Source organism: Microbacterium sp. CCNWLW41 (assembly GCF_037083505.1).
This window is the reverse complement of the sequence record NZ_JBAOJP010000001.1, coordinates 1,662,201-1,683,852: the sequence shown is the minus strand read 5'-3', so window position 1 is coordinate 1,683,852 and position 21,652 is coordinate 1,662,201. Positions and strand designations below refer to the sequence as shown.

The window sequence follows — 21,652 nt, the reverse complement described above, 5'->3', positions numbered from 1 at the left end:
CGGCGTGGGGCCGGCGGGGCGACCAGTTCGACCGCGCCGCCCGCGTCAGACGGCGTGCGCGGCGGCGAACGTGCCGTTCGGGTCGAAGCGGCTCTTCAGCTCCTTCAGCCGGGTGCCTGCGGTGCCGAAGCCCGGCGCGCGATCGACGCCGCCGCCGTCGACGAACGTGAGGGCGAGGGCGTCGGTGTGCCACGGCGCGAGGGCGGCGATGCCGGCGCGCACCGCGGCATCCGCTCCGGGCATCGCCTCGGGCACCGGCACCATCGCGACCGTGTGCATCAGGTAGGCGCCCGCGACCGATCCGACCGCTCCCGCGTGTTCGGGTCGGCGGGCGATCGCGCCGCCGAGGTGCCGCAGTTCGCCGAAGAAGAGCCCCGGCACGGACGCCGTCGCGAGGAACGCCTCCACGGCCTCCGCCGGCAGCTCGGCGAGCACCGAGTGCGCCGTGGCAGACGGGGTGGGCCCCGGCGGGTCCATGTGCACCGCGACCAGGCTCGCGGCCGGGATGCGGCCGAACGTGTCCATCTCCGGGGCGAGGGCGCGCAGCGGCTCGAGCAGCGCCGCGGCCGCGGCATCCGTCTCGAGGATCGCCCCGTCGATGACGACCACCGACCGGCCGGACAGGAACGGCGGCAGCTCGGGCAGCGGCGGGAAGTTCATGATCCGCAGCGTCGTGGTGGCCGACTCGGGCGCGGAAGCCGTCCACGCCGCCCACGCGTGCGAGACCTCCGCGGCGCGTGAGGCGTCCCACAGGAGCATGCCGGCGAAGACGTCGGCGTAGGGCAGCAGGTCGATCTCGAGCGAGACGACCACGCCGAACGCCCCCGATCCGCCGCGCACGGCCCAGAACAGTTCCGCGTTCTCGTCGGCGCTCGCGCGCACCAGACTGCCGTCGGCGGTCACCAGCTGCACCGCCCGCACGCTGTTCACGGCGAGGCCCTGGGTGCGCCCGTAAAACGACAGGCCGCCGCTCAGCGAGTACCCCGCCACCGAGACGTCCCCGGCGCTGCCGTGCAGCGCGGTCAGCCCGAGGGGCGCGGTCGCCGCGAGCACGTCATTCCACACCGACCCTCCCAGCACCCGGGCGGTGCGGGTCTCCGGGTCGACGGTGACGCCGCGCAGGCCCGCGAGCGAGACGAGCACCGTCTCGGACAGATCCGTGTCGGCGAGCGCGCCGGCCGCGTGACCGGTCGACTGCGGTGCGACGCGCAGACCGGATGCCACCGCCGCGCGCACCACGCCCACGACGTCCTCGGCGCTCTCGGGGCGCGCGACCGCGAAGGGCCGCTGATCGACGGCGACGTTCCACGGCAGGCGGGCCTCGTCGTAGCCGTCGTCGCCCGGAAGGATCACGCGCGCACCGAGCGCCTCGCGCAGCCGGTCGCCGCGGACGTCGGTGGTGATGTCGGAAAAGGTCATGAGTGCTCCAAAGGTCGCTTCGATGCCTCGGGTGAAGGCACCGCCAACTGTCCTCGCCCGGTCGGGCGGAGGCCATCCCAGCTGACGAGGGACTTCCGCTCCCCCAGATACCTGGGATGGTGCGATCGCGCCGGCAGGAGCACACTTCATGCATGGCATCGGCTCTGGCGGTCGGACGTGCGCGCAGTGACATCGACGTGATCTCGCGCGCCGGGCTGCCGCTGCACAGCTTCATGGACGAGGCCGTCGCCGCACTGGAGAACGTGGTGCCATTCGTGGCCGCCTGCGTGTCGACGCTGGACCCGGCGACCACGATGGTCTCGAGCGCCCGCAAGATGGGTGAGCTCGACGGCCGCAACGAGCAGGATGTCGCCTGGTCGCAGATCGAGTACGGCAGCGACGATCCGACCTCGATCACCGAACTGGTGAAATCGGGCCGGCTCGTCGTGGGCCTGCACCACGCGACGCGCGGCGTGCTCGACCGCTCGGTGCGCATGTCCGACCTCCTCCTGCCCTACTTCGGATTCCAGGACGAGGCGCGGGTCGTCTTCGTCGACCGCACGGGCGCGTGGGGGCACATCTCGCTGTTCCGCGGCGACGACGACACGGCGTTCGACGAGGACGAGCTCGGATTCCTGGCGGCGGTCGCGCCGGCCTTCACCCGCGGCATCCGCACCGGGCTGCTCGCTCAGCTGACGAGGACTGAGGCGGCGCCGCAGGCGGGGCCCGCCGTCATCGTGGTCGACGCCCACGACCGGATCGTCCAGTCCACGCCGGGCGCGCAGCTGCACCTGGCGCGCACGTCGGCGGTGCCCGGCATGGGCGACCCGCTGACGTCGGTGCAGGCGCTCGTGAGCGGCGCGCGGCGATTCGCGCGCGGCGAGGCGGAGCGGATGCCGCGCATCCGCGTTCGCACCAGCGACGGCGTGTGGCTGGTGCTGCATGCCGCGCCGCTCGGCGGAACCGCCGATCGGGCGGGCGACGTCGTCGTCACCATCGAGGAGGCCCGACCCCAGGAGGTGATCGACCTCGTCGCGGCGGCGTTCGAGTTGACCGCGCGGGAGCGGGAGGTCGTCGCGATCGTGCTTCGTGGCGCCGACACCCGGGAGATCGCAGCCGAGATGCACCTCTCGCCCTACACCGTGCAGGACCACCTGAAGTCGATCTTCGAGAAGGCCGGCGTCGCGAGCCGCCGGGAGCTCGTCGCCCGCGTCTACTTCGACCAGTACGCGCCGCGCATGGGCGGCGACATCGGCGCGAGCGGCTGGTACACGGCCTGAGACCGGCGGGCGAGCGCGGCGGTCGGTCTCGAACTACCCTCGGATCATGGCGACGCAGCCCGAACCCGGGTGGTACGACGACGGCACCGGCAAGCAGCGCTGGTGGGACGGCACCCGCTGGACCGAGCAGTACATCGATCTCCGCGAGCCCGACACGCAGCTGCGGACGGATGCCGGACCCGCCGCCGCGGGGCCGGCGCAGGCCGGCTGGTACGACGACCAGCGCGGTCGCAACAGGTGGTGGGACGGGCGCCGCTGGACCGCATCCGTGCGCTACAGCGGCCAGGAGCAGGACTTCGGCGGGCTCGTGATCGACGGCCGCTGGGTGCACTTCGGCGAGCTGAGCGTTCCGGTGAGGGACGTGGTGGCCGCCGTGGAACCCGGTGACGTCCTGCTGAAGCGCCCCGCCTTCACGAAGGCCGCCGTCGAACGCCGCATGTTCGGCCACGCCGGGCTGATCACGCCGGGCACGATCAACCGCGCGATCCATCGTGCCGCCCTCTACCTCGTCGTGACCGGGCCGCAGGTGTGGGCTGTGCCGGTGGCGGCCGGGCGTGAAGACGACGCCCGCCGCTTCGCCTCATGGGTCAACACCAGCGCGGAGCACTACCGCTATCGCTGAGCCGGGGTCAGTCGCCGGGGAGGGTGAGGTCGAGTTCCCGCTCACGGTCCCACGGTTCCGCCCACCCCAGGCGGTCGAACAGTCCGTCCAGCAGCATCCCGGTGAATCCCCACACCAGGTGGGTGCCCGAGGGCTTGCTCACCAGGAAGCCCGGTCCCCGCCATTCCTGCCCGTCGCGCCGGATGACGGTGACGCCGCGGTTCGCGGGATCGAGCAGATCGGCGACCGGCGCACGGAAGACATCGGCGGACTCGGCCTCATCGACCACGCGGACGGGCGACGGATGCCGCCACCAGCCGAGCACCGGCGTGACGAGGTGCTGCGAGAAGGCGAGCGGGACGTCGGTGAGCTCGCCGAGGACGTCGACGCCGGCGGGGTCGAGTCCGGTCTCCTCGCGGGCCTCGCGGAGGGCTGCCGCGATCGGACCGTCGTCGCCCGGGTCGATGCGCCCGCCGGGGAAGGCGACCTGCCCCGGGTGCGCGCGCAGCGTGAGGGCACGCGCGAGGAGCAGCACGTCGAGGTCGCGCGACACCGCGCGCGCCTCGGCGTCGTGGCGGCTGGGGTAGGAATCGAGGACGCCGAACAGCATCAGCACGGCGGCGGGCCTGGCGTTGGGCTGCGGTGGCAGCTCGATCAGTGGGCTGCGGTCGCCCGTGGGGTCGGCGAGGGCCGCGAGCTGCGCCCGGGCGCTCAGCGTTGTCGGTTCGGCGCGCACTCGTTCAGCGTACGCCGCACCGCCGACGGTCCGGGCGGCCGCCCGGAGGCGTCAGTCCTCCGCGTGACGGCGGCGCCGGGCGGGGACCGTCGCGGCTCGTCCCAGCGTGAACGCGAGGGCGCCGGCCAGCAGCCAGGGCCCGAGGACGATGATCGGATCGAGCCACGCGTGCGTGAGGTCGGCCCTGCCGCGACCGAACCGGGAGGAGAACGGCCGGTGCCCCCGCTCGCCGAGGATGCCCGACTGCGTGAGGGGATCGTCGGGTCGGCGCGAGAACAGCGACCGCGCGTGCGCGGTGACCGAGTCGATGCGGTCTCCGGCGAGGAGCAGCAGCCAGTGCGCCGTCTGACCCTCGCTGTAGCGGTCGTACGCGAACCGGCGGACGCGGCCGGCGAGCCCGTGCAGCGGCTGCGCCGTTCCAAACACCGGCGTCAGGCGCTCGTGCTCGACGGACTTCTCCCTGGTTCCCCGCCGGGGCTGGTCCTCGGGCAGATCCCAGTGCGCCCCCGTCTCGATGCCGGGCTGCTCGCGGGGGAACGCCGGCCGGTCGGACGGGTCGAGGTCCGCACCCCATCCGGGGATGCGGGCGCGCAACTCCTCCGCGGCGGGAGTGCTGCCGGGCTTGTCGGATGTGTACGGCATGTGGTTCTCCTTCGCGCGTCGTCAAGCCGCCGGGACGATGACCGGCTTGATGATGTCGTCGAGCTTCGACGAGAAGAGGTGGTACCCCTCGGCGATCTCGTCGAGCGGGATGCGGTGGGTGATGAGCTCGCTCGGGCGGAGGTAGCCGGCGCGGATGTGCTCGAACAGCCGCGGCCACTGGCGCTTCACCGGCGCCTGGTTCATCCGCAGCGTCAGGCCCTTGTTCATCGCATCGCCGAACCTCACCGCGCTGAACATCGGCCCGTAGGCGCCCATGACCGAGACGGTGCCCCCCTTGCGCACGGAGTCGATGGCCCAGTTGAGCGCGACGGGCGAGCCGCCCTGCAGCTTCAGCTTCGCCGAGGTGACGTGCTGGATCACGTGGCCGTCGGCCTCGGCGCCGACGGCGTCGATGGCGACATCCGCCCCCAGCCCGTCCGTGAGCTTCTTCAGCTCCCGCACGATGTCGCCGACCTGCGTGAACGACACCGTCTCTGCGAAGGCGAAGTCCCTCGCCTTCTGCAGGCGGTAGTCCAGGTGGTCCACCACGATCACCCGGCCGGCGCCCATGAGCCAGCACGACCGCGCCGCAGCGAGACCGACAGGCCCCGCGCCGAACACGACCGCGGTGTCACCCGCCTCGATGTCGGCGAGCTGGGCGCCGAAGTATCCCGTCGAGAAGGCGTCGGTGAGCAGCAGCGCGTCCTCGTCGGCGATGTCCTCCGGGATGACGGTCGGCCCCACGTCGGCGAACGGCACCCGCACCAGCTCGGCCTGACCCCCGTCGTAGCCGCCCGTCGAGTGGGAGTACCCGTAGATGCCCCCGATAGCGGTCGCGTTCGGGTTGACGTTGTGGCAGTTCGAGAAGAGCCCCCGCGCGCAGAAGAAGCACGAGCCGCAGTAGATGTTGAAGGGCACCATGACGCGGTCTCCGACGCTCAGGCTCTGCACCGAGCCGCCGACCTGCTCGACCCGGCCGATGAACTCGTGCCCGAACGTGTGGCCGATGCGGGTGTCGGGCATCATCCCGTGGTACAGGTGTAGATCGGAGCCGCAGATCGCGGCGAGCTCGACCCGCACGATCGCGTCGTTGGGGTGCTCGAGCGTCGGCTCGGGCTTGTTCTGGACCCGCAGCTTGTACGGTCCGCGGTATGCCATCGCCTTCATCGCGCCTCCCGGTGTCTCACGACACCCTGCGCGACGACGGCGGGACGCATCGAGGGGGTTGCGTCGGCGCGTGCGTGCTGTATCGTGCGCCCGCGCCCGGCCGTCGATCCGCGCCCGGCCGCCGTCTCAGCCGCGGAAGTACGCCTCCGCGACGCGGGCGAGGTCCCACAGGTCGCTCACGCCCGCGAGCTCCCGCGCGGAGTGCATGGAGAGGATCGGGATGCCGACATCCACGGTCCGGATCCCGAGCCGCGTCGCGGTGATCGGCCCGATCGTCGAGCCGCAGGGCACCGAGTTGTTCGACACGAACTCCTGGCTGGTGACCCCGGCCTCGGCGCACCAGCCGTTCCACGCGGCCGCGCCGGCGGCGTCCGTCGCGTACCGCTGGTTGGCGTTGATCTTCAGGATCGGGCCGGATCCGAGCAGGGGCTGCACGACGGGATCGTGCTTCTCGGCGTAGTTGGGGTGGACGGAGTGGCCGACATCGCTCGAGACGCACCACGAGCCGGCGAGCGCACGCAGCTGCTGCTCGCGATCCGCGCCGAGCGACAGCCGGATCCGCTCGAGGACATCCGCCAGGAACGGCCCCGCGGCACCCGAGCGGGTGCCGGATCCGACCTCCTCGTGGTCGAAGACGGCGAGCATCGGGATGTGGTCGGCGGCGAGGTCGCCGGCGGTACGCTCGAGCGCCACCACGCCGGCGTGGACCGACGCGAGATCGTCCAGGCGGCCCGACGCGAAGAAGACGTGGTCGCGACCGAACGTCGCACCGCGCGCGGCATCCGCCGTCACGACGTCGTAGCCGCGGATCCGCGTCGCGTCCACGCCCGCGTCCCGAGCGAGCTCCGCCAGCAGGTCGGCCGACTCGACGGGCCCGAGCCCCCACACCGGCTGGGTCTGCGACTGCTTGTCGAGCGCGAGGTGGTCGTTCGCCTCCCGGTCGAGGTGGATCGCCAGCTGAGGCAGGCGCAGCAGCGGTCCGGTCGCCGCGAGGACGCTCGACCCGTCGTCCAGCACGAGCCTTCCCGCCAGACGCAGCTCTCGATCGAGCCAGGAGTTCAGCAGCGGCCCGCCGTAGACCTCGACACCGGCCTGGAGCCAGCCGAGCCGTCCCGTCGTGGGCTTCGGCTTGAGCTTGAAGCCCGGAGAGTCGCTGTGGGCACCGAAGATGCGCACCGGGGTGTCCGTCGTCGCGGTCGACGGCGCGACCCAGGCGATCACGGCGCCGTCGCGCACGACGAGGAACCTGCCGCCGCTCTGCGCGGGCCACGGGGCATGCTCATCGAGCCGGCTGAATCCGGCGGTCTCGAGCCGGCGGGCGACCTCGCCGGCCGCGTGGAAGCTCGACGGGGACGAGGCGACGAAGTCGGCCAGGTCGTCGGCGTGGCGCAGGGCGTCGGTGGCTGCGGGAGCGGTGGATGACGACACGAGCAGGGCCTCCTGGGGCGACGGCGGGGGACGTTCCGATCGTAGTTGCGCGGGGGGTCGGGACCTCGCCGCCGCGGAATCCGCGCGATTGATCTGGCCTTTTCGGACCTAGCGCTCACATGTAACGTTCAGGTAACGCACCGGAACCGTCCAGAAACTGCGGCGAGACTCGGGGACTTGTGCCCGCCCGAACGGTCACGACGCGCTCTTCGCGGCGCGAATCTGCTGATACGGAACCCGGTCTTCATATGCGCTCCCACTCGTCTTCGCCCGCCCGCCGCACGCTCCGCCGCGCGGAACGACGCACCCGCCGTCGCCCCGTCCTCGTCGTTGCGACACTGGCGGTCGGGGCGCTGGCGACGGCCGGGTTCACCACGGCGGCGCCCGCCGCCGAGGCGCAGGCGTCCGGTTCGCTGGGCGGATTCGCGCTCGTGTCCTACAGCACCGCCTCCTTCGGCACCGCTCCCGAGACGGTGACGGCGTCCGCCGTCGAGAAGGCGGTGACGGATGCCTCGACCGCCGTGTCGGCGGCGGCGACCGTCGCTTCCGACATCGCCGCGTCGGGGCTGGACGTCGGCACGACCGACACGACGGTGGACACCAGCGAGCTTGAGACCGCGCTCGAGCAGCTCGAGCGTGCGCAGGCGCTTCCGGCGATGTACTCCGCGGAGTTCGCCGACGACGTGACCACGCTCACCGCGTCGGTGAACGAGGAGACCCAGGGCCTGCGAGGGAAGCTCGATGCCGCGCTGGCGCTCAAGGCGCAGCGCGAGGCCGAGGAGAAGGCCCGCAAGGAGGCCGAGGAGAAGGCGCGCCAGGAGGCGGAGGCCGCCGCAGCCGCCGAAGCAGCAGCCGCGGCGAAGCAGTCCTCGAACTCGGGATCGGGCTCGTCCGCCGCGCCCAACCCGGTGTACGCCACCGGCGGCGCCGTCGGCGGCACCAGCCCGGCCGACGCGCAGGCCACGGCGCGCGCCATGATCGGCAACTACGGCTGGGGCGACGACCAGTTCGCGTGCCTCGTGTCGCTGTGGCAGAAGGAGTCGGGCTGGAACTACCAGGCCTACAACCGCTCGAGCGGTGCGTACGGCATCCCGCAGGCCCTCCCCGGCAGCAAGATGGGCACCGCGGGCGCCGACTGGCAGACCAACCCGGCCACGCAGATCTCGTGGGGACTGGGGTACATCTCCGGCCGCTACGGCAGCCCCTGCGGCGCGTGGGGTCACTCGCAGTCGGTCGGCTGGTACTGACCCGGTCGGCTCGGCGGCTCAGGCGGAGCGCAGCACCTTCGACATGGGCCTTCCCTCCGCCAGCTCGTCCACGAGCTTGTCGGATCCGTGCGGCCGATCGACCGGCACAGGCAATGATGGTCCCGGTGGGTAGCCCTCCCACCGGGACCATCGCGCGATTACGGGAGACTGGACGGCGACCCGAACGCCGAAGCTCGACCGCCCCGCGCTGCCTTGCTTGCCTGCCCTGCAAGCGTACGTCGCCCTGTTCCGCCCGACTCGGCCTTGACACAGGACGCGGCGCCCTGATACGCCATGAGCCCCGGCGTGACGCGCCGCCGGCCGTCACCGATCGGGCCATCCGAGGTCAAGGCCCTTCTCGCGCTCAGTGCGCCTCGGATGGAATGTCACCATGTCGAACGCTCCGCGCATCTCGGTCGTCATCCCGGTCAAGGACGACGACACCGAGCTCGCGCGGTGCCTCCAGGCGCTCGCGCGCCAGACCCGGCCGCCGGACGAGGTGGTCGTCGTGGACAACGGATCGACGGATGCCTCCGCCGGCGTCGCCCGCGTCTTCGGCGCCCGCCTGGAGCGGTGCGAGACGCCCGGCATCCCCGCGGCGAGCGCGGCCGGGTACGACGCCGCCACCGGGGATCTGATCCTGCGACTGGACGCCGACTGCGTTCCGGATGCGTCGTGGGTGGGGACGATGGCCGACGCGTTCGCCGCACGCCCGGACGTCGCCGCGTTCACCGGCGGCGCGCGCTTCATCGACGGTCCGCCGGGCCTGCGCGGTCCGCTCGCCGTCCTCTACCTCGGCTCCTATGCCGCCGTCATGACCATCACGCTCGGTCATCCCCCGCTGTTCGGATCGAACCTCGGCATGCGGCGAGACGCGTGGCGCAGCATCCGTTCCCGCGTTCACCGTGACGACGCGGAGCTGCACGACGACATGGACCTGTCGTTCCACCTCGGTGAGCGCGGACGCATCCGCCTCTTGCCGAGGGCCCGCATGGGCATGTCGATGCGGCCGTTCACGAGCGTCCGCGACTTCGCGCGCCGTGTCGAGCGCGGCCTGCGGACCGTCATGGTGCATCTCCCCCGCGACTTCCCGCCGGTGCGATGGTCCCGCCGCACGCTGCGCGCTGTGCGCGCGAGGTGCCGCGGGAACCGCCGCGCCGCAGCCCTCGTCGCCTCCCGGCGGTGGCGCTAGGCTGACGCGCACGGCGCATGCGGTCCTCTGCCGACCGCGTCGACGCCAGGAGGGAGCCGACCGATGAGCGAGGTCGCAGCGACGACGCAGGAGGCACCGCCGCCGGAGCCCGCTCCGCGACGTATTCCGCTCTGGGCATGCCCGGTCATCGGCATCGGCGCCGCGCTCGCCGGGTTGCTGCCGTGGCTCGTGAGGGGGCCCCGTCTGCCGCTGCAGAACCTGTGGGCCGTCGACACCGCGCCCGGGGACATGCCGCTGGTCCTGCTGCCGTTCAGCCAATACTCCCTCACGCTGCTGTTCGGCCTGATCGTCGTCGGGTCCGCCGCGGCCGGCATCGTCGCCCGCGCCACCGCCGAGCGGCTCCCCCGCGGCGGGTTCGCGCTGGTGGCCCTGGGCCTGCTCGCCGCTCAGGCCGCCGCGATCACCCAGTCCGCTCTCGTCGTGCGCGGCGGGCTGCAGGAACGCAGCATCTCCACGCTGTACCTGGGGGCGCTGGTGGCGGTGTGCACGGTCTCGTTCCTCGTCGGGCTGGTGTCTGTCCTGCTCATCGCGCGCGCCCCGCGCGCGGGCGCGCTCCTCGGCCTCACGCTCGGGGCGATCGCCGCCGCGCCCTGGGCCGGGGGGCTGGTGCAGCCGCTGCTGACGACGGACCAGGGCACGCTCTCGTCGATCGTGTGGCTGCTGCAGTGGGTGACACCGGTGCTGACCGGGATCGCGATCGCGTGGACGGGGGTGAACACCGTCGGCAGGGTGCTGGCGGCACTGGTGAGCCTGGCCCTCATCTGGATCGCTCCGGCCGCGATGACCGGCATCGCCAGTGCGGCGGGGAGCCGCGCGCTCGCGCGGGACCCCCTCGACATGATCGACTACGGCGTCTCCGTGTTCCGCATGGCGCTGTTCATCCCGGAGCTGGCCCTGCGGCCCATCGTCGCCGCGCTCGCCGTCGCCGTCATCGGCCTGCTCGTGCGGTGGGCCGTCGCCAGGGCGCGGCGGGACCGGCGGTCCGCCGCCGTCTCCTGACGGCTGCGGCCGGCTACGACACGCGGCCGTCCCCGGGACGCGACACCCGCAGCCACCGGTAGCCGTATGCCGGCACCTCGAGCTCCACTCCCCCGCGATCGTCCAGCGGCAGGCGATCCGATCCCAGCAGGTCGACCAGTGCCGTGCCCTCCGGCTCGTCGGCGAGCGCGAACCGCGTGGTCGCCGGGACGCCGGCGAGGTTGTGGATCGCCACCATCCGGCCGACGTCGGCGCGCAGCGAGTGCACGAGGATCGCGTCGACCGGCTGCTCGAGCACCTCGAAGTCGCCCCACCCGAGCTCGGGCGAGATGCGGTACCGCGAGATGAGGTCGCGGAAGAAGTGCAGCAGCGAGCCGCGATCCTCGATCTGATCCGCCACGTTGACGTGCTGGGGCGCATAGCCGTCCCCCGGCGGGCGCGCGACGAGTCGTGACGGGGACGCCTGCGAGAAGCCGCCGTTCTTCTCGGACGTCCACTGCATCGGCGTCCGCACCGCGGTGCGCCCCGGGATGTCGATGTTCTCGCCCATGCCGATCTCCTCGCCGTAGAAGAGCACGGGTGTTCCGGGGAGCGTGAACATGAGGCTGTACGCCATGCGGATGCGGCGCGGATCGCCGAGCATCGGGGGCAGCCTGCGGGTGATGCCCCTTCCGAACACCCGCTGCCGCTCGTCGGGCGCGAACGCCTCGAACACCTCCTCGCGCTCCTCATCGGAGAGCTTGTCGAGCGTGAGCTCGTCGTGGTTGCGGAGGAAGTTCGCCCACTGCACCTCGACGGGCAGCGACGGGCGGGAAGACAGCGCCTCGACCAGCGGGGCGGGGTTCTCGCGCACGAGCGAGAGGTAGAACGCCTGCATGCCGACGAAGTCGAACTGCATCGACAGCTCGTTGGCGTCGGCGCCGCCGAAGTAGTCCACCTGCTGGTCGTACGGCAGGTTGACCTCGCCGAGCAGGATGGCCTCGCTGGACCGGCGCTGCAGGAACCGCCGGAAGTCGCGCAGCAGCTCGTGGGGGTCGGGGATCTGCGCGCCCGGAGGCATCTCGAGGAAGAACGGCACCGCGTCGACGCGGAATCCCGCCACGCCCAGCTGCAGCCAGTACCCGATCACGCGGGCGAGCTCGTCGCGCACCGCGGGGTTCGCGATGTTGAGGTCGGGCTGGTGCTCGTAGAAGCTGTGCTGGTACCACTGCCCGGACGCCTCGTCCTTCGTCCAGATGCCGTCCGCCTCACCGGGGAAGACCGCGTTCTTCTGCCCTTTCGGAGGCGCGTCGTCCCGCCAGATGTAGTAGTCGCGGTAGGGCGAGTTCACGCTCCGCTTGGCGCTGACGAACCACGGATGCCGATCGGAGGTGTGGTTGACGACGAGGTCGACGATCACACGCATTCCGCGATCGTTCGCGGTGCGGATCATCTCGACGAACTCGCCGTGGTCGCCGAGCCGCGGATCCACGCCGTAGAAGTCGGAGACGTCGTACCCGTCGTCACGATCCGGCGACGGATAGAACGGCATGAGCCACAGGCACGTGACCCCCAGCTGAGCGAGGTAGTCGATGCGCCGTGCGAGGCCTCGCATGTCACCCACCCCGTCGCCGTTGCCGTCGAGGAAGGTCTCCACGTCGAGGCAGTAGATGACCGCGTTCTTCCACCAGAGGTCGCTGGTATCGGTGATCTTCATCGCGCCTCCTTCAGGCGGGGCAGGATGCCGGACTCCGCGGCACCCAGGAAATAGGACTGGTCACGGCCGACGTGGTGGATGTATACGCGGTCGAACCCGATCTTCACCAGCGCCTCGATCCGCTCGGCGAGGGAGACGGGGTCGGGATCGACGAGGACCGCCTGGCGCAGCTTCGCCTCGTCGACCTCGCCGACCGCCGCGTCGAAGTCCTCGGGCTGCTCGAGATCCCACGCCAGCGGCGGTGAGACGAGACCATTGCGCCACTGGTCCTTCGCGATCGCGTACGCCTCGGCGTCCGTCTCGGCGATGCTCACGTGCACCTGCAGCACGCACGGGCCGGCCCCGCCGTTCGAGCGGTAGGCGTCGACGACCCGCTCCAGCGCGTCCGGCGCCTGCACGACAGTGGCCAGGCCCTCGGCCCACGACGCCGCCCACGCCGCCGTCTCGGCGCTGACGGCCGTCGCCATGAGGGGCGGCGGCTCGACCGGCCGGCTCCAGAGGCGGGCACGGTGGACCGTGACCAGCCCGTCGTGCGTCACCTCCTCGCCGGTGAGCAGCCGTCGGATCACGTCGACGCTCTCGCCCAGGCGCCGGGTGCGCACATCCTTGGGAGGCCAGGGGTCGCCGGTGACGTGCTCGTTCATCGCCTCGCCGCTGCCGAGCGCGGCCCAGAAACGCCCGGGGAACATCTCCTCGAGCGTCGCGAACGCCTGCGCGACGATGACGGGGTGGTATCGCTGACCGGGGGCGTTGACCATGCCGATGGAGAAGTCCGTCCGCGCGAGGGCGGCGCCCAGCCAGCTCAAGGCGAAGCCCGACTCGCCCTGCCGGGGGTTCCAGGGAGCGAGGTGGTCGGAGCACATGGCGCCGTCGAACCCGGCCGCCTCGGCCTGCTGCACAGCGGTGAGCAGGTCGCTGGGCAGGATCTGCTCATGGGACGCGTGGAAGCCTACGAAGACCATCCAGCGAGTCTGCCGCGCGGGCCGTCCATCCGGGAAGCCCTTGAGATCCGGCGCGGTGTCGGTTACACCCGCGCCCGACCGTCCGCGCGGCGGGAGTCAGCGGCAGGCCGCAAGCCCTTGCGTCCGCAGGCAGGGATCTGCGTACCGTGAGCAATGCACACCCGACCGACGACGCCCGCCGATGAGCGCAGATCCGGGCCGCTCATCGGACCCGTGGCCGCGCCGGAGCTCCACGTGATGACCTTCAACGTCCGGCGCCGCATGAACGGACTCGCGTGGCGTCGCGCCGACCGGTGGCGTCACCGCGAGGCCGCCGTCAGGGCTCTCCTGCGGATGGAGCAGCCGACCATCGTGGGCGCGCAGGAGGTGCTGCCGGATCAGGCCGAGGCGATGCGGGACGCGCTCGGCGCGCGCTACCGCTTCATCGGACGCGGTCACGGCCCGCGCGGCACCGGCGAGGGCTGCCCGCTCTTCTTCGACGCCGAACGTCTCGACCTCGTCGAATGGGAGCAGACCGCACTGTCGGAGCACTCCCGCGAGCCGGGCTCGCGCTCGTGGGGCAACCTCATCCCCCGCATCGCGGTGACGGCGCGCTTTCGCGACCGGGGAACCGGGCTCGTCTTCACCGCCGTCAACACCCACCTCGATCCGTTCTCGCCCCGCTCGCGCATCCGCTCGGTCGAGGCCCTGCTGGCGATGGCCGATCCGGGCCCGGCGATCCTGACGGGGGACCTGAACGCCGGCGAGGGGTCGCGCACCCTCCGGGCGCTGCTCGGCGGGGGTTCGCTGCGCGACGCCTGGACCGCCGCCGACGAGCGAGTGACGGCATCCGTCGGCACCTTCGCCGGCTACCGCACGCCGCGACCGGACAGGGCGCGGATCGACTGGATCGTCGTGACGCCGGATGTCGCCGTGGCGCGGGCGGCGATCAACGCCTTCCGTCACGAGGACGTGTGGCCGTCCGACCACCTCCCCGTGCAGGCCGTCGTGACGGTGCGACCACAGCGGACACGGCCGTGATCCGGCGCTTCCTCCGACCGCCGAGCGGCGCCGGCGAGTGGATCGCCGACGCGATCCGGGTGCTGGGACCGCTCAGCGTCGTCGCCGGGTTCGTCTGGTGGGCGCCCGCCGACGCCGGGGTGCTCGCCCTCGCCCTCTTCGGGCTCGTCCTCCCCCGCTTCGTGGGAGTGAGACCGGGCTTCGACATCGCCTTCTGCGTCACGGTGCTCGTGGCGGCCTGGAGCAACGTCTTCCTGCTGTACCAGACGGTGCTCGGCTGGGACCTCGTCGTGCACTTCGTCTTCACCGGCATGGTGGCCGCCATGGCGTACCTCCTGCTCTCGCGACTCGAGCTCGTGCCGCCGCCGCTGGCGCCGGACACGCGGCCTGCGACGCCGCTCCTGCTCGTGACGAGCCTCGGGATGGCCCTCAGCGCCGTGTGGGAGATGCTCGAGTGGATCGGCTGGCGGTTCATCTCGGAGGAGATCTACGTCGCCTACGAGGACTCGATCGGCGACATGGCCGCCGGGGGCCTCGGGGGCTTTCTTGCCGGTCTCCTCGTCGCCCGCGTCAGGCTGCTGGAGGAACAGGACTGACCTCCGACAGGAACTCAGAGCGCGTTCCCAGGTTCACGGGACCAAAACCGGCGCGGCATCCGTTCTCCCTCAATGACGCCGCAGCCAGCGGCGTCACATCAGGAGGAATCGTGAGCAACGAGTACCGCAGGACCCCCGAGGCACTGAGCCGCCTCACCGACGCCCAGTACCGCGTGACGCAGGAGGACGGCACCGAGCCGGCTTTCCGCAACGAGTACTGGAACAACCACGAGCCCGGCATCTACGTGGATGTCGTCTCCGGCCAGCCGCTCTTCTCATCGACCGACAAGTACGACAGCGGAACCGGATGGCCGAGCTTCACCAAGCCGATCGAGCCCGACGCCGTCGCCACCAAGACCGACTGGAAGCTGCTGATGCCGCGCACCGAGGTGCGGTCATCGGGCGCCGACAGCCACCTCGGGCACGTCTTCCGCGACGGCCCCCGGCGGGCCGGCGGCCTGAGATACTGCATGAACTCGGCCGCATTGCGCTTCGTGCCCGCCTCGTCGCTCGAGGACGAGGGCTACGGGGCCTACCGACACCTCTTCACCACCGAGAACCAGGAGCACGCATCATGACCAGCGGTCCCTTCGACACCGGCGAGATCACCCGCACCCCCGGCACCGAGACGGCAGTCCTCGCGGGCGGCTGCTTCTGGGGCATGGAGGACCTCATCCGCCGCCAGCCCGGCGTCCTCGATACGCGGGTGGGCTACACCGGCGGCGAGAACGCGCACGCCACCTACCGCAAGCACCCCGGTCACGCCGAGGCGGTCGAGATCGTCTTCGACCCGACGAAGACCACGTACCGCGACATCCTCGCGTTCTTCTTCCAGATCCACGACCCGTCGACGCTGAACCGTCAGGGCAACGACATCGGCTCCAGCTACCGGTCGGCGATCTTCCCGCTCTCTCCCGAGCAGGAGCAGGTCGCGCGCGAGACCATCGCCGACGTGGACGCGTCCGGGCTCTGGCCGGGCAAGGCCGTCACGACGATCGAGCCCGCGGGCCCGTTCTGGGAGGCCGAGCCCGAGCACCAGGACTACCTGATCCGCATCCCCAACGGGTACACGTGCCACTTCCCGCGCGCAGGCTGGGTGCTGCCCAAGCGCGCCGACGCCACCGCGTAGGCGAAGAGCACGAACGGATGCCGCGACCCGGCCGGGTCGCGGCATCCGTTCTGTGCGCTCAGTGCGTGGAAGCCCAGGACTGCAGCTGCGTGAGCGTGATGCCTGACTTGGAGTCCTTCACGCTCAGCCGCAGAGCCTTGGCGATCTGGCCCGCCGAGCAGCCGCCGGCGTCGACCACCGTGAGGTTGGCCGAGCGACCGGTGCCGTCGACGAATGCGCCCGTGGACTTCGCGTAGTAGCGGCCCGCGACGGGCTTGCTGATCGCATCGGGCAGGACGGTCGCCGCACAGGCGTCCGCCGAATCCGCGACGCCGTCCCGGTCCGAATCCGCCACGATGGGCGTCGTCGTGCCTGAAGAGGTCGAGCAGTCGAAGGTCCACGTGATGCTGGACGGGCGCGTGCCCGCCGCTTCGAGGGACCAGCCGAGGTTGTACGTCCCGTCGGCGGGAGCCTTGAACGCGAGACCGGTGGTGGCCGGCGCCGAGTACATCGTGATGCTGAAGCCGCGGGCGACGCTCAGCATGATCTTGTCGCCCGTCGCGGCGGGGGACATCTTCGCCGTGATCGTCTCGCCCGACCGCAGCGTCACACCGGTGTAGCTCACCGTCGACTGGGTCAGCGCGAGTCCTTCGAACGTTCCGCACGAGTACGCCGCGGTGGCCGTCTGAACGCCGCCTGATGGAGCGGCCGACGCCGGCGACACCGCCAGCCCGATCGCCATGGCCAGTCCTACTAGAGCTCCGCTCAGAGCGAGCCTCGATCGCCGTGCACGCATGCGTTCTCCCCTCGGATATACGAGTCGACGCCCGCGCCGGGCGGCGGGCAGTCGAAGTCAAGAAGTATCAGACGGCGACTGAATATGCCATGTGTACGGCTCAATACGTGCTTCCGCGGTCCTCGTCAAGAGGGTGCGAGGGGGCGGAGCCGACGCGCAGGCTGGGGGCATGAGTCAGATCATCGAGACCATCGACGTGGACGTGCCCGTCACCATGGCGTACAACCAGTGGACCCAGTTCGAGACCTTCCCGAAGTTCATGGACGAGGTCGAGTCGATCACTCAGATCGACGACACCCACAACCACTGGAAGGTCAAGGTCGGGCCGGTCGAGCGCGAGTTCGACGCCGAGATCACCGAGCAGCACCCCGACGAGCGGGTGGCATGGCGCAGCATCGACGGCGAGACCGTGCACGCCGGCGTCGTCACGTTCCACAAGCTCACCGACACCAGCACCCGGGTCACCGTGCAGATCGACTGGGAGCCGACGGGCGTCGTCGAGAAGGTCGGGGCCGTCGTGGGCGCCGACAACTTCGCCGTGAAGCGGGACCTCGAGAACTTCAAGAAGTTCATCGAGAAGGCCCCGCAGGAGACCGGAGCCTGGCGCGGCGACGTGCCGCGCTGACACGGGCTCAGCAGACCCGCGGATGCCGCGCCCCGGCTGGGGCGCGGCATCCGCTGCGTCGTCAGTCCCGGGCGGCCGGCTCCACCGGCTGTCGCAGGATCGTGCGCAGCCGCTCGGGCGCCGACCGGCGCGGGTCGGTGAGGTAGATCTCGTGGTGACGCCCGGTCATGCGCAGCCCGTGCGCCGGGATGAACCGCTCGTGCATGTCGGCCAGGACCGGTGCCTCGTCGTCGTACGAGCCGACGTGCAGAGTCTGGACGCAGGTGCCCTCCGCGAGATCTCCGAGCCGGAGGGAGCCGAGGGCGGCGGAATCGCCCTTCTCGGCGGCCGCCCGGCGGGCGCGCTCCGCATGGACCTCCTCGATCCATTCCGGCACGAGGATCATCATCGTCCAGCTCCAGCGGGATTTGTCGCGCGACGTGGTGAAGGTCGCCATGTCGTCGGACCACCACAGTCCCTCGAGCGGCATGACGACGTAGTCCCGGCCCAGCTCGGTCTTGCTGAGGAACTTCAGGCGGTATGCCGTGCCGAAGAGCGCCGCGACCGCATCCGTGTACTGCGCGGACGCGTTGGGGTCGCCGTGGCCGTCCACCATCAGGTAGCGGAGCGGCGGCACCTCGACGACCTCGAACGCACCCCGGGGCGCCGTGTAGGAGGGGATGGTCCGCTTCAGGTCGACCTTCGTCACCCGGCGTCCTCGGCGGTGCGCGACTGACCGCCGGCGGAGGACTCGGACTTGCGCCCGCCGGCCTCCAGGACATCGCCCGCCGGGAGCTCCTGGTGTCCGCCGAACTGCAGGCGCATCGCCGAGAGGACCTGATTGGCGAAGCGGTCCTCGTCGCGCGAGGCGAAACGCTCGAACAGCGAGGCCGCGAGCACCGGCGCCGGCACCCCGGTGTCGACGGCCGCCTTGACGGTCCAGCGCCCCTCGCCGGAGTCCGAGACGCGCCCCGCAAGCCCGTCGAGCGTGGGGTTGCCGTGCAGGGCAGCGGCCGTGAGATCCAGCAGCCAGGAGGAGATCACCGAGCCCCGGCGCCACAGCTCCGCGACCTTCGGGGTGTCGATGGTGAACTGGTAGAACTCCGGCTCCTCCAGGGGAGCGACCTCGGCGGAGTGCTCCGCCTCGCGCACACCCGCATCGGCATGCTCGAGGATGTTCAGTCCCTCGGCCAGCGCCGCCATCACGCCGTACTCGATGCCGTTGTGGACCATCTTCACGAAGTGCCCGGCACCGGACGGACCGCAGTGCAGGTACCCGAGCTCCTCCGGTGCGAAGTCGCCGTCGCGGCCCGGCGTGCGAGCAGCCTCCCCGCTGCCCGGTGCGATGGTCCTGAGGATCGGCTCGATGCGCCGGAACGCCTCGTCGGGGCCGCCGACCATGAGGCAGTAGCCGCGCTCCAGCCCGAACACGCCTCCGCTGGTGCCGATGTCGACGTAGTGGATGCCGGTGTGCTGGAGCGCGACCGCGCGCCGCACGTCGTCGCGGTAGTTCGAGTTGCCGCCGTCGATGATGATGTCGCCGGGGTCGAGCAGCGCTGCGACCTCGTCCACCACCGTGCCCGTGAGGCCCGCCGGGATCATGAGCCACACCGCGCGCGGCGCCTCGAGCTTCGACACGAGCTCGGCCAGGCTCGTCGAGCCCTCGGCCCCCTCGCCGGCCAGCGTCGCGACAGCGTCGGGGCTGACGTCGTACACCACGCAGTCGTGCCCGTCGCGCATCAGGCGCCGGACGATGTTCCCGCCCATCCGGCCGAGTCCCACCATTCCCAGCTGCATCCCCGCTCCTCCACTCGTCGGTCGGGCGCCTCGCGGACGGAGGCCCGTGGTCGAAGTCTAGGCAGGCTCAGGGCGTCGGGGACCCGCCGGTCACGGCGAGGGTCTCGCCGGCGACGTAGCTGGACTCCGCCGACGCGAGGAAGACGTAGGCCGGCGCGAGCTCGGCCGGCTGACCGGCACGTCCCAGCGGCGTCTGCTCGCCGAAGCTCTCGATCTTCTCCTGCGGCTGGCCGTCGGTCACCTGCAGCGGAGTCCAGATCGGCCCAGGAGCCACCGCGTTCACCCTGATGCCCTTCGGCGCCAGCTGCTGCGCGAGCGCCTTGGTGAAGGCGTTGATCGTCGCCTTCGTCGAGGCGTAGTCCACGAGGATCTCCGACGGCTGATACGCCTGGATCGACGTGGTGTTGATGATCGCGGATCCCGGCTTCAGATGCGGCAGCGCCGCTTTGGTGATCCAGAACATGGCGTACACGTTGGTCTTGAAGGTGTCGTCGAACTGCTCGTCGTCGAGGGTCGTCAGATCCTCGTTGAAGATCTGCTTGCCGCCGTTGTTGACCAGGATGTCCAGGCCTCCGAGCCCCTCGACCGCTCGCTCTACGAGGTCCCGGCAGTAGGCCGGATCGCGCAGGTCGCCGGGGATGGTGAGCGCCGTCACGCCGGCATCCTGGAGGATCCCCGCGACGCGCTGCGCGTCCCGCTCCTCCTCCGGCAGGTACGACATCGCGACATCCGCGCCCTCGCGCGCGAAGGCGATCGCGGTAGCCGCGCCGATCCCGGAATCCGCACCCGTGATGAGGGCCTTGCGACCGGCGAGCCGGCCGGTGCCCCGATACGTCTCCTCGCCCAGATCGGCCTTCGGCTGCAGCTCGGCGTCGAGACCCGGCTCGGGCTGACGCTGCTTCTTCGGATCGAAGTCCGCGTACAGCTCGGCGGGGTTGGTGAACGTGTACTGGTCGCGCTGTTCGCCTGTCATGAGGCCACGCTAGGCACGCCGCGCGCCGGCGTGACGGGGGTTGCGCCGGGACGGAACGGCCGTTAGTGGCCGGCCGCGTGCTTGACTTGAGCCATGCGCGAGGTGGCGATGTTCCCGCTGGGGAGTGTGCTGTTCCCCCACACGCCGCTCCTCGTGCGCATCTTCGAGCCCCGCTACCTGACCATGCTGGGCAGGCTGCTCGACGAGGAGGACCCGCGCTTCGGCGTCGTGCTCATCGAGCGAGGACGCGAGGTCGGGGGCGGCGACATCCGCACCGGCGTCGGCACGTTCGCCCGCCTCATCCGGGTGGACGCGGCGAGCGAGGCGATGTACGCCGTCGCGGTGGGGGGCGACCGGTTCGAGGTGGCGGAGTGGCTGGACGACGACCCCCACCCGAGAGCACGCGTCGACGCTGTGCCCGAACTGGAGTGGGACGATGCCCTCACGGCGTTGCGCGGCGAGGCCGAGGCCATCGTGCGGCGCGTCGTCGCCCGCGCGTCCGGCGCCGAGTCCGGGGGCCTGGAGATCGTGCGGTGGGATGCCGACACCCCGCTGTCGGACGATCCGGTCGAGGCCGCGTGGCAGCTGGCCGCACTGGCCCCGCTCGGCGAGCTCGACCGCTACTCGCTGCTGCAGTCGACCACGATGGGCGGGCTCCTTCGCATGATCATCGACCTGACGCTCGACATCGAGCCCGTCATCACCGCCGGCCCGGCGGACGGCGGCGGCTACTCGCCGGCGGGCTGATCAGCCGCTGATGATCGTGCTGAAGGCGAGCACGATGATCAGCGCGTTGAGGAAGAAGCTCGTGACGGTGTGCCACACGAGGTCCACCGCATGCGCGTCGTCATCACCTGCACGTCGGAGACAGAGAAGTTCGTGGCGTTGGTGAACGAGAAGTAGACGAAGTCGGCGATCCGGGGCGCGTCCGTGCCGGGGAAGACCAGGGGGGCGACGTCGGCGACCCGGAAGCGCCGGTGGTAGATGCGGGCGAACCCCCAGTGGTACAGCGCCCAGGACAGCAGCATGGCCGAGATCGCGACCGGCTCGACCCACCCGGCCCAGTCGGGGTCGTCGCGGAGGATGAGGATCTCGATGGCGGCGACGATCCCGACGATGCTCGCCAGGAATGTGGCGGTCACGCTGACGACGGCGACCGCGGGGTGCAGGTCGAGTCGCCCCAGCCACGCGGGTGCCGCGACTTCGGACCGGCGCACGCTGATCGCCACCGCGATGACCGACGCCAGCCAGTACAGGCCCCCGATGACGCACCACAGCGCCAGCGCGTCCAACGTGCTGTCGGGATCCTCCACGAGGATGATCGCGAGGCCGATCCCGATGAGGCCCAGCTGCACGAGCAGGTCCGCGACCCGCAGCATCATCACGCCGAGCACTGGTCACCCCCGCAGT

Annotated in this window: 23 protein-coding genes; 11 read left to right on the top strand and 12 right to left on the bottom strand. The window is 71.4% G+C overall.

Translation table 11 applies throughout. From position 1 onward, the window contains the following. Positions 1-45: 45 nt before the first annotated feature. Entirely contained in the window at positions 46-1,419 is a 1,374-nt protein-coding gene (locus tag V6R91_RS07520) for an FAD-binding oxidoreductase (RefSeq protein ID WP_336394948.1), read from the bottom strand. Positions 1,420-1,571: 152 nt separating this feature from the next. On the opposite strand from V6R91_RS07520, the gene V6R91_RS07515 reads away from it, so the two are divergent. Together V6R91_RS07515 and V6R91_RS07510 are read left to right on the top strand one after the other, a co-directional pair. Beyond that, on the top strand, positions 1,572-2,699 hold the full coding sequence (locus V6R91_RS07515; protein ID WP_336394947.1) for a response regulator transcription factor: 1,128 nt from the start codon (positions 1,572-1,574) through the stop codon (positions 2,697-2,699). Positions 2,700-2,745: 46 nt separating this feature from the next. Beyond that, positions 2,746-3,321, top strand: coding sequence for a DUF2510 domain-containing protein (locus V6R91_RS07510; protein ID WP_336394946.1), 576 nt, complete (start codon positions 2,746-2,748; stop codon positions 3,319-3,321). A gap of 7 nt (positions 3,322-3,328) precedes the next feature. Here the strand turns inward: V6R91_RS07510 and V6R91_RS07505 are convergent, their stop codons facing one another. From V6R91_RS07505 to V6R91_RS07490, 4 genes are all read right to left on the bottom strand, one after another. Continuing rightward, positions 3,329-4,036, bottom strand: a complete 708-nt coding sequence (locus V6R91_RS07505; protein ID WP_336394945.1) for an NUDIX hydrolase — start codon at positions 4,034-4,036, stop codon at positions 3,329-3,331. A 51-nt stretch (positions 4,037-4,087) separates the two neighbouring features. Further along, the gene (locus V6R91_RS07500) at positions 4,088-4,678 is read right to left on the bottom strand and encodes a hypothetical protein (protein ID WP_336394944.1); all 591 of its coding nucleotides are present in this window, start codon (positions 4,676-4,678) and stop codon (positions 4,088-4,090) included. A 21-nt stretch (positions 4,679-4,699) separates the two neighbouring features. Beyond that, entirely contained in the window at positions 4,700-5,845 is a 1,146-nt protein-coding gene (locus V6R91_RS07495) for a zinc-dependent alcohol dehydrogenase (RefSeq protein ID WP_336394943.1), read from the bottom strand. Between the two features lie 126 nt (positions 5,846-5,971). Continuing rightward, a complete protein-coding gene (locus V6R91_RS07490; protein ID WP_336394942.1) occupies positions 5,972-7,273 on the bottom strand; it encodes a M18 family aminopeptidase in 1,302 nt (433 codons plus the stop codon). A gap of 248 nt (positions 7,274-7,521) precedes the next feature. Between V6R91_RS07490 and V6R91_RS07485 the strand changes: the two genes are divergently transcribed. The 3 genes from V6R91_RS07485 (at position 7,522) to V6R91_RS07475 (ending at position 10,732) form a co-directional block, all read left to right on the top strand. Then, positions 7,522-8,520 (top strand): lytic transglycosylase domain-containing protein, encoded by a 999-nt coding sequence (locus V6R91_RS07485; protein ID WP_336394941.1) that lies wholly within the window; start codon positions 7,522-7,524, stop codon positions 8,518-8,520. Between the two features lie 391 nt (positions 8,521-8,911). Continuing rightward, complete coding sequence (locus tag V6R91_RS07480) at positions 8,912-9,712, top strand: glycosyltransferase (RefSeq protein ID WP_336394940.1); 801 nt, start codon at positions 8,912-8,914, stop codon at positions 9,710-9,712. A 63-nt stretch (positions 9,713-9,775) separates the two neighbouring features. Next, the gene (locus V6R91_RS07475; protein WP_336394939.1) at positions 9,776-10,732 is read left to right on the top strand and encodes a hypothetical protein; all 957 of its coding nucleotides are present in this window, start codon (positions 9,776-9,778) and stop codon (positions 10,730-10,732) included. A gap of 13 nt (positions 10,733-10,745) precedes the next feature. On the opposite strand, the gene V6R91_RS07470 is transcribed toward V6R91_RS07475, so the two are convergent. After that, on the bottom strand, positions 10,746-12,407 hold the full coding sequence (locus tag V6R91_RS07470) for an alpha-amylase family protein (protein WP_336394938.1): 1,662 nt from the start codon (positions 12,405-12,407) through the stop codon (positions 10,746-10,748). Then, complete coding sequence (locus V6R91_RS07465; RefSeq protein ID WP_336394937.1) at positions 12,404-13,369, bottom strand: TIGR03885 family FMN-dependent LLM class oxidoreductase; 966 nt, start codon at positions 13,367-13,369, stop codon at positions 12,404-12,406. Before V6R91_RS07465 ends, V6R91_RS07470 begins: the two co-directional genes overlap by 4 nt. 153 nt (positions 13,370-13,522) lie before the next feature. Between V6R91_RS07465 and V6R91_RS07460 the strand changes: the two genes are divergently transcribed. The 4 genes from V6R91_RS07460 to msrA all read left to right on the top strand — a co-directional run bounded on the left by V6R91_RS07460 (position 13,523) and on the right by msrA (position 16,093). Beyond that, positions 13,523-14,389 (top strand): endonuclease/exonuclease/phosphatase family protein, encoded by an 867-nt coding sequence (locus V6R91_RS07460; protein ID WP_336394936.1) that lies wholly within the window; start codon positions 13,523-13,525, stop codon positions 14,387-14,389. After that, entirely contained in the window at positions 14,386-14,964 is a 579-nt protein-coding gene (locus tag V6R91_RS07455) for a hypothetical protein (RefSeq protein ID WP_336394935.1), read from the top strand. Before V6R91_RS07460 ends, V6R91_RS07455 begins: the two co-directional genes overlap by 4 nt. Positions 14,965-15,074: 110 nt before the next feature. After that, complete coding sequence (gene msrB / locus V6R91_RS07450) at positions 15,075-15,542, top strand: peptide-methionine (R)-S-oxide reductase MsrB (protein ID WP_336394934.1); 468 nt, start codon at positions 15,075-15,077, stop codon at positions 15,540-15,542. Beyond that, positions 15,539-16,093: a peptide-methionine (S)-S-oxide reductase MsrA gene (msrA, locus tag V6R91_RS07445; protein ID WP_336394933.1), complete on the top strand. Its 555-nt coding sequence runs from the start codon at positions 15,539-15,541 to the stop codon at positions 16,091-16,093. Before msrB ends, msrA begins: the two co-directional genes overlap by 4 nt. Before the next feature lie 58 nt (positions 16,094-16,151). Here the strand turns inward: msrA and V6R91_RS07440 are convergent, their stop codons facing one another. Beyond that, positions 16,152-16,814, bottom strand: a complete 663-nt coding sequence (locus V6R91_RS07440; RefSeq protein WP_336394932.1) for a hypothetical protein — start codon at positions 16,812-16,814, stop codon at positions 16,152-16,154. Positions 16,815-17,037: 223 nt separating this feature from the next. On the opposite strand from V6R91_RS07440, the gene V6R91_RS07435 reads away from it, so the two are divergent. Next, a complete protein-coding gene (locus tag V6R91_RS07435; RefSeq protein WP_336394931.1) occupies positions 17,038-17,493 on the top strand; it encodes an SRPBCC family protein in 456 nt (151 codons plus the stop codon). Positions 17,494-17,554: 61 nt separating this feature from the next. Here the strand turns inward: V6R91_RS07435 and V6R91_RS07430 are convergent, their stop codons facing one another. The 3 genes from V6R91_RS07430 to V6R91_RS07420 all read right to left on the bottom strand — a co-directional run bounded on the left by V6R91_RS07430 (position 17,555) and on the right by V6R91_RS07420 (position 20,242). Continuing rightward, positions 17,555-18,181, bottom strand: a complete 627-nt coding sequence (locus V6R91_RS07430) for a GyrI-like domain-containing protein (protein WP_336394930.1) — start codon at positions 18,179-18,181, stop codon at positions 17,555-17,557. After that, positions 18,178-19,269: a phosphogluconate dehydrogenase (NAD(+)-dependent, decarboxylating) gene (gene gnd, locus V6R91_RS07425; RefSeq protein ID WP_336394929.1), complete on the bottom strand. Its 1,092-nt coding sequence runs from the start codon at positions 19,267-19,269 to the stop codon at positions 18,178-18,180. The genes V6R91_RS07430 and gnd overlap by 4 nt, the downstream gene beginning before the upstream one ends. Positions 19,270-19,336: 67 nt before the next feature. Then, positions 19,337-20,242, bottom strand: a complete 906-nt coding sequence (locus tag V6R91_RS07420) for an SDR family oxidoreductase (protein WP_336394928.1) — start codon at positions 20,240-20,242, stop codon at positions 19,337-19,339. 93 nt (positions 20,243-20,335) lie between these two features. Here V6R91_RS07420 and V6R91_RS07415 point away from each other — a divergent pair, with 93 nt between their 5' ends. Beyond that, positions 20,336-20,989 carry an LON peptidase substrate-binding domain-containing protein gene (locus V6R91_RS07415; protein WP_336394927.1) on the top strand — a complete coding sequence of 218 codons (654 nt, stop codon included), beginning with the start codon at positions 20,336-20,338 and terminating at the stop codon, positions 20,987-20,989. A 38-nt stretch (positions 20,990-21,027) separates the two neighbouring features. On the opposite strand, the gene V6R91_RS07410 is transcribed toward V6R91_RS07415, so the two are convergent. After that, positions 21,028-21,624, bottom strand: coding sequence for a DUF1345 domain-containing protein (locus tag V6R91_RS07410; protein ID WP_336395068.1), 597 nt, complete (start codon positions 21,622-21,624; stop codon positions 21,028-21,030). Positions 21,625-21,652: the final 28 nt, after the last annotated feature.

Excerpts from the sequence above, each read along its gene's own strand:
- V6R91_RS07465 (WP_336394937.1), bottom strand. The coding sequence starts at position 13,369 with ATGGTCTTCGTAGGCTTCCACGCGTCCCATGAGCAGATCCTGCCCAGC.
- V6R91_RS07470 (WP_336394938.1), bottom strand. The coding sequence starts at position 12,407 with ATGAAGATCACCGATACCAGCGACCTCTGGTGGAAGAACGCGGTCATC.
- gnd (WP_336394929.1), bottom strand. The coding sequence starts at position 19,269 with ATGCAGCTGGGAATGGTGGGACTCGGCCGGATGGGCGGGAACATCGTC.
- V6R91_RS07475 (WP_336394939.1), top strand. The coding sequence starts at position 9,776 with ATGAGCGAGGTCGCAGCGACGACGCAGGAGGCACCGCCGCCGGAGCCC.
- V6R91_RS07460 (WP_336394936.1), top strand. The coding sequence starts at position 13,523 with ATGCACACCCGACCGACGACGCCCGCCGATGAGCGCAGATCCGGGCCG.
- V6R91_RS07510 (WP_336394946.1), top strand. The coding sequence starts at position 2,746 with ATGGCGACGCAGCCCGAACCCGGGTGGTACGACGACGGCACCGGCAAG.
- V6R91_RS07520 (WP_336394948.1), bottom strand. The coding sequence starts at position 1,419 with ATGACCTTTTCCGACATCACCACCGACGTCCGCGGCGACCGGCTGCGC.
- V6R91_RS07440 (WP_336394932.1), bottom strand. The coding sequence starts at position 16,814 with ATGGCGATCGGGCTGGCGGTGTCGCCGGCGTCGGCCGCTCCATCAGGC.
- msrA (WP_336394933.1), top strand. The coding sequence starts at position 15,539 with ATGACCAGCGGTCCCTTCGACACCGGCGAGATCACCCGCACCCCCGGC.
- V6R91_RS07495 (WP_336394943.1), bottom strand. The coding sequence starts at position 5,845 with ATGAAGGCGATGGCATACCGCGGACCGTACAAGCTGCGGGTCCAGAAC.
- V6R91_RS07515 (WP_336394947.1), top strand. The coding sequence starts at position 1,572 with ATGGCATCGGCTCTGGCGGTCGGACGTGCGCGCAGTGACATCGACGTG.
- V6R91_RS07415 (WP_336394927.1), top strand. The coding sequence starts at position 20,336 with ATGCGCGAGGTGGCGATGTTCCCGCTGGGGAGTGTGCTGTTCCCCCAC.
- V6R91_RS07410 (WP_336395068.1), bottom strand. The coding sequence starts at position 21,624 with ATGATGCTGCGGGTCGCGGACCTGCTCGTGCAGCTGGGCCTCATCGGG.
- V6R91_RS07480 (WP_336394940.1), top strand. The coding sequence starts at position 8,912 with ATGTCGAACGCTCCGCGCATCTCGGTCGTCATCCCGGTCAAGGACGAC.
- V6R91_RS07500 (WP_336394944.1), bottom strand. The coding sequence starts at position 4,678 with ATGCCGTACACATCCGACAAGCCCGGCAGCACTCCCGCCGCGGAGGAG.
- V6R91_RS07485 (WP_336394941.1), top strand. The coding sequence starts at position 7,522 with ATGCGCTCCCACTCGTCTTCGCCCGCCCGCCGCACGCTCCGCCGCGCG.
- V6R91_RS07435 (WP_336394931.1), top strand. The coding sequence starts at position 17,038 with ATGAGTCAGATCATCGAGACCATCGACGTGGACGTGCCCGTCACCATG.
- V6R91_RS07420 (WP_336394928.1), bottom strand. The coding sequence starts at position 20,242 with ATGACAGGCGAACAGCGCGACCAGTACACGTTCACCAACCCCGCCGAG.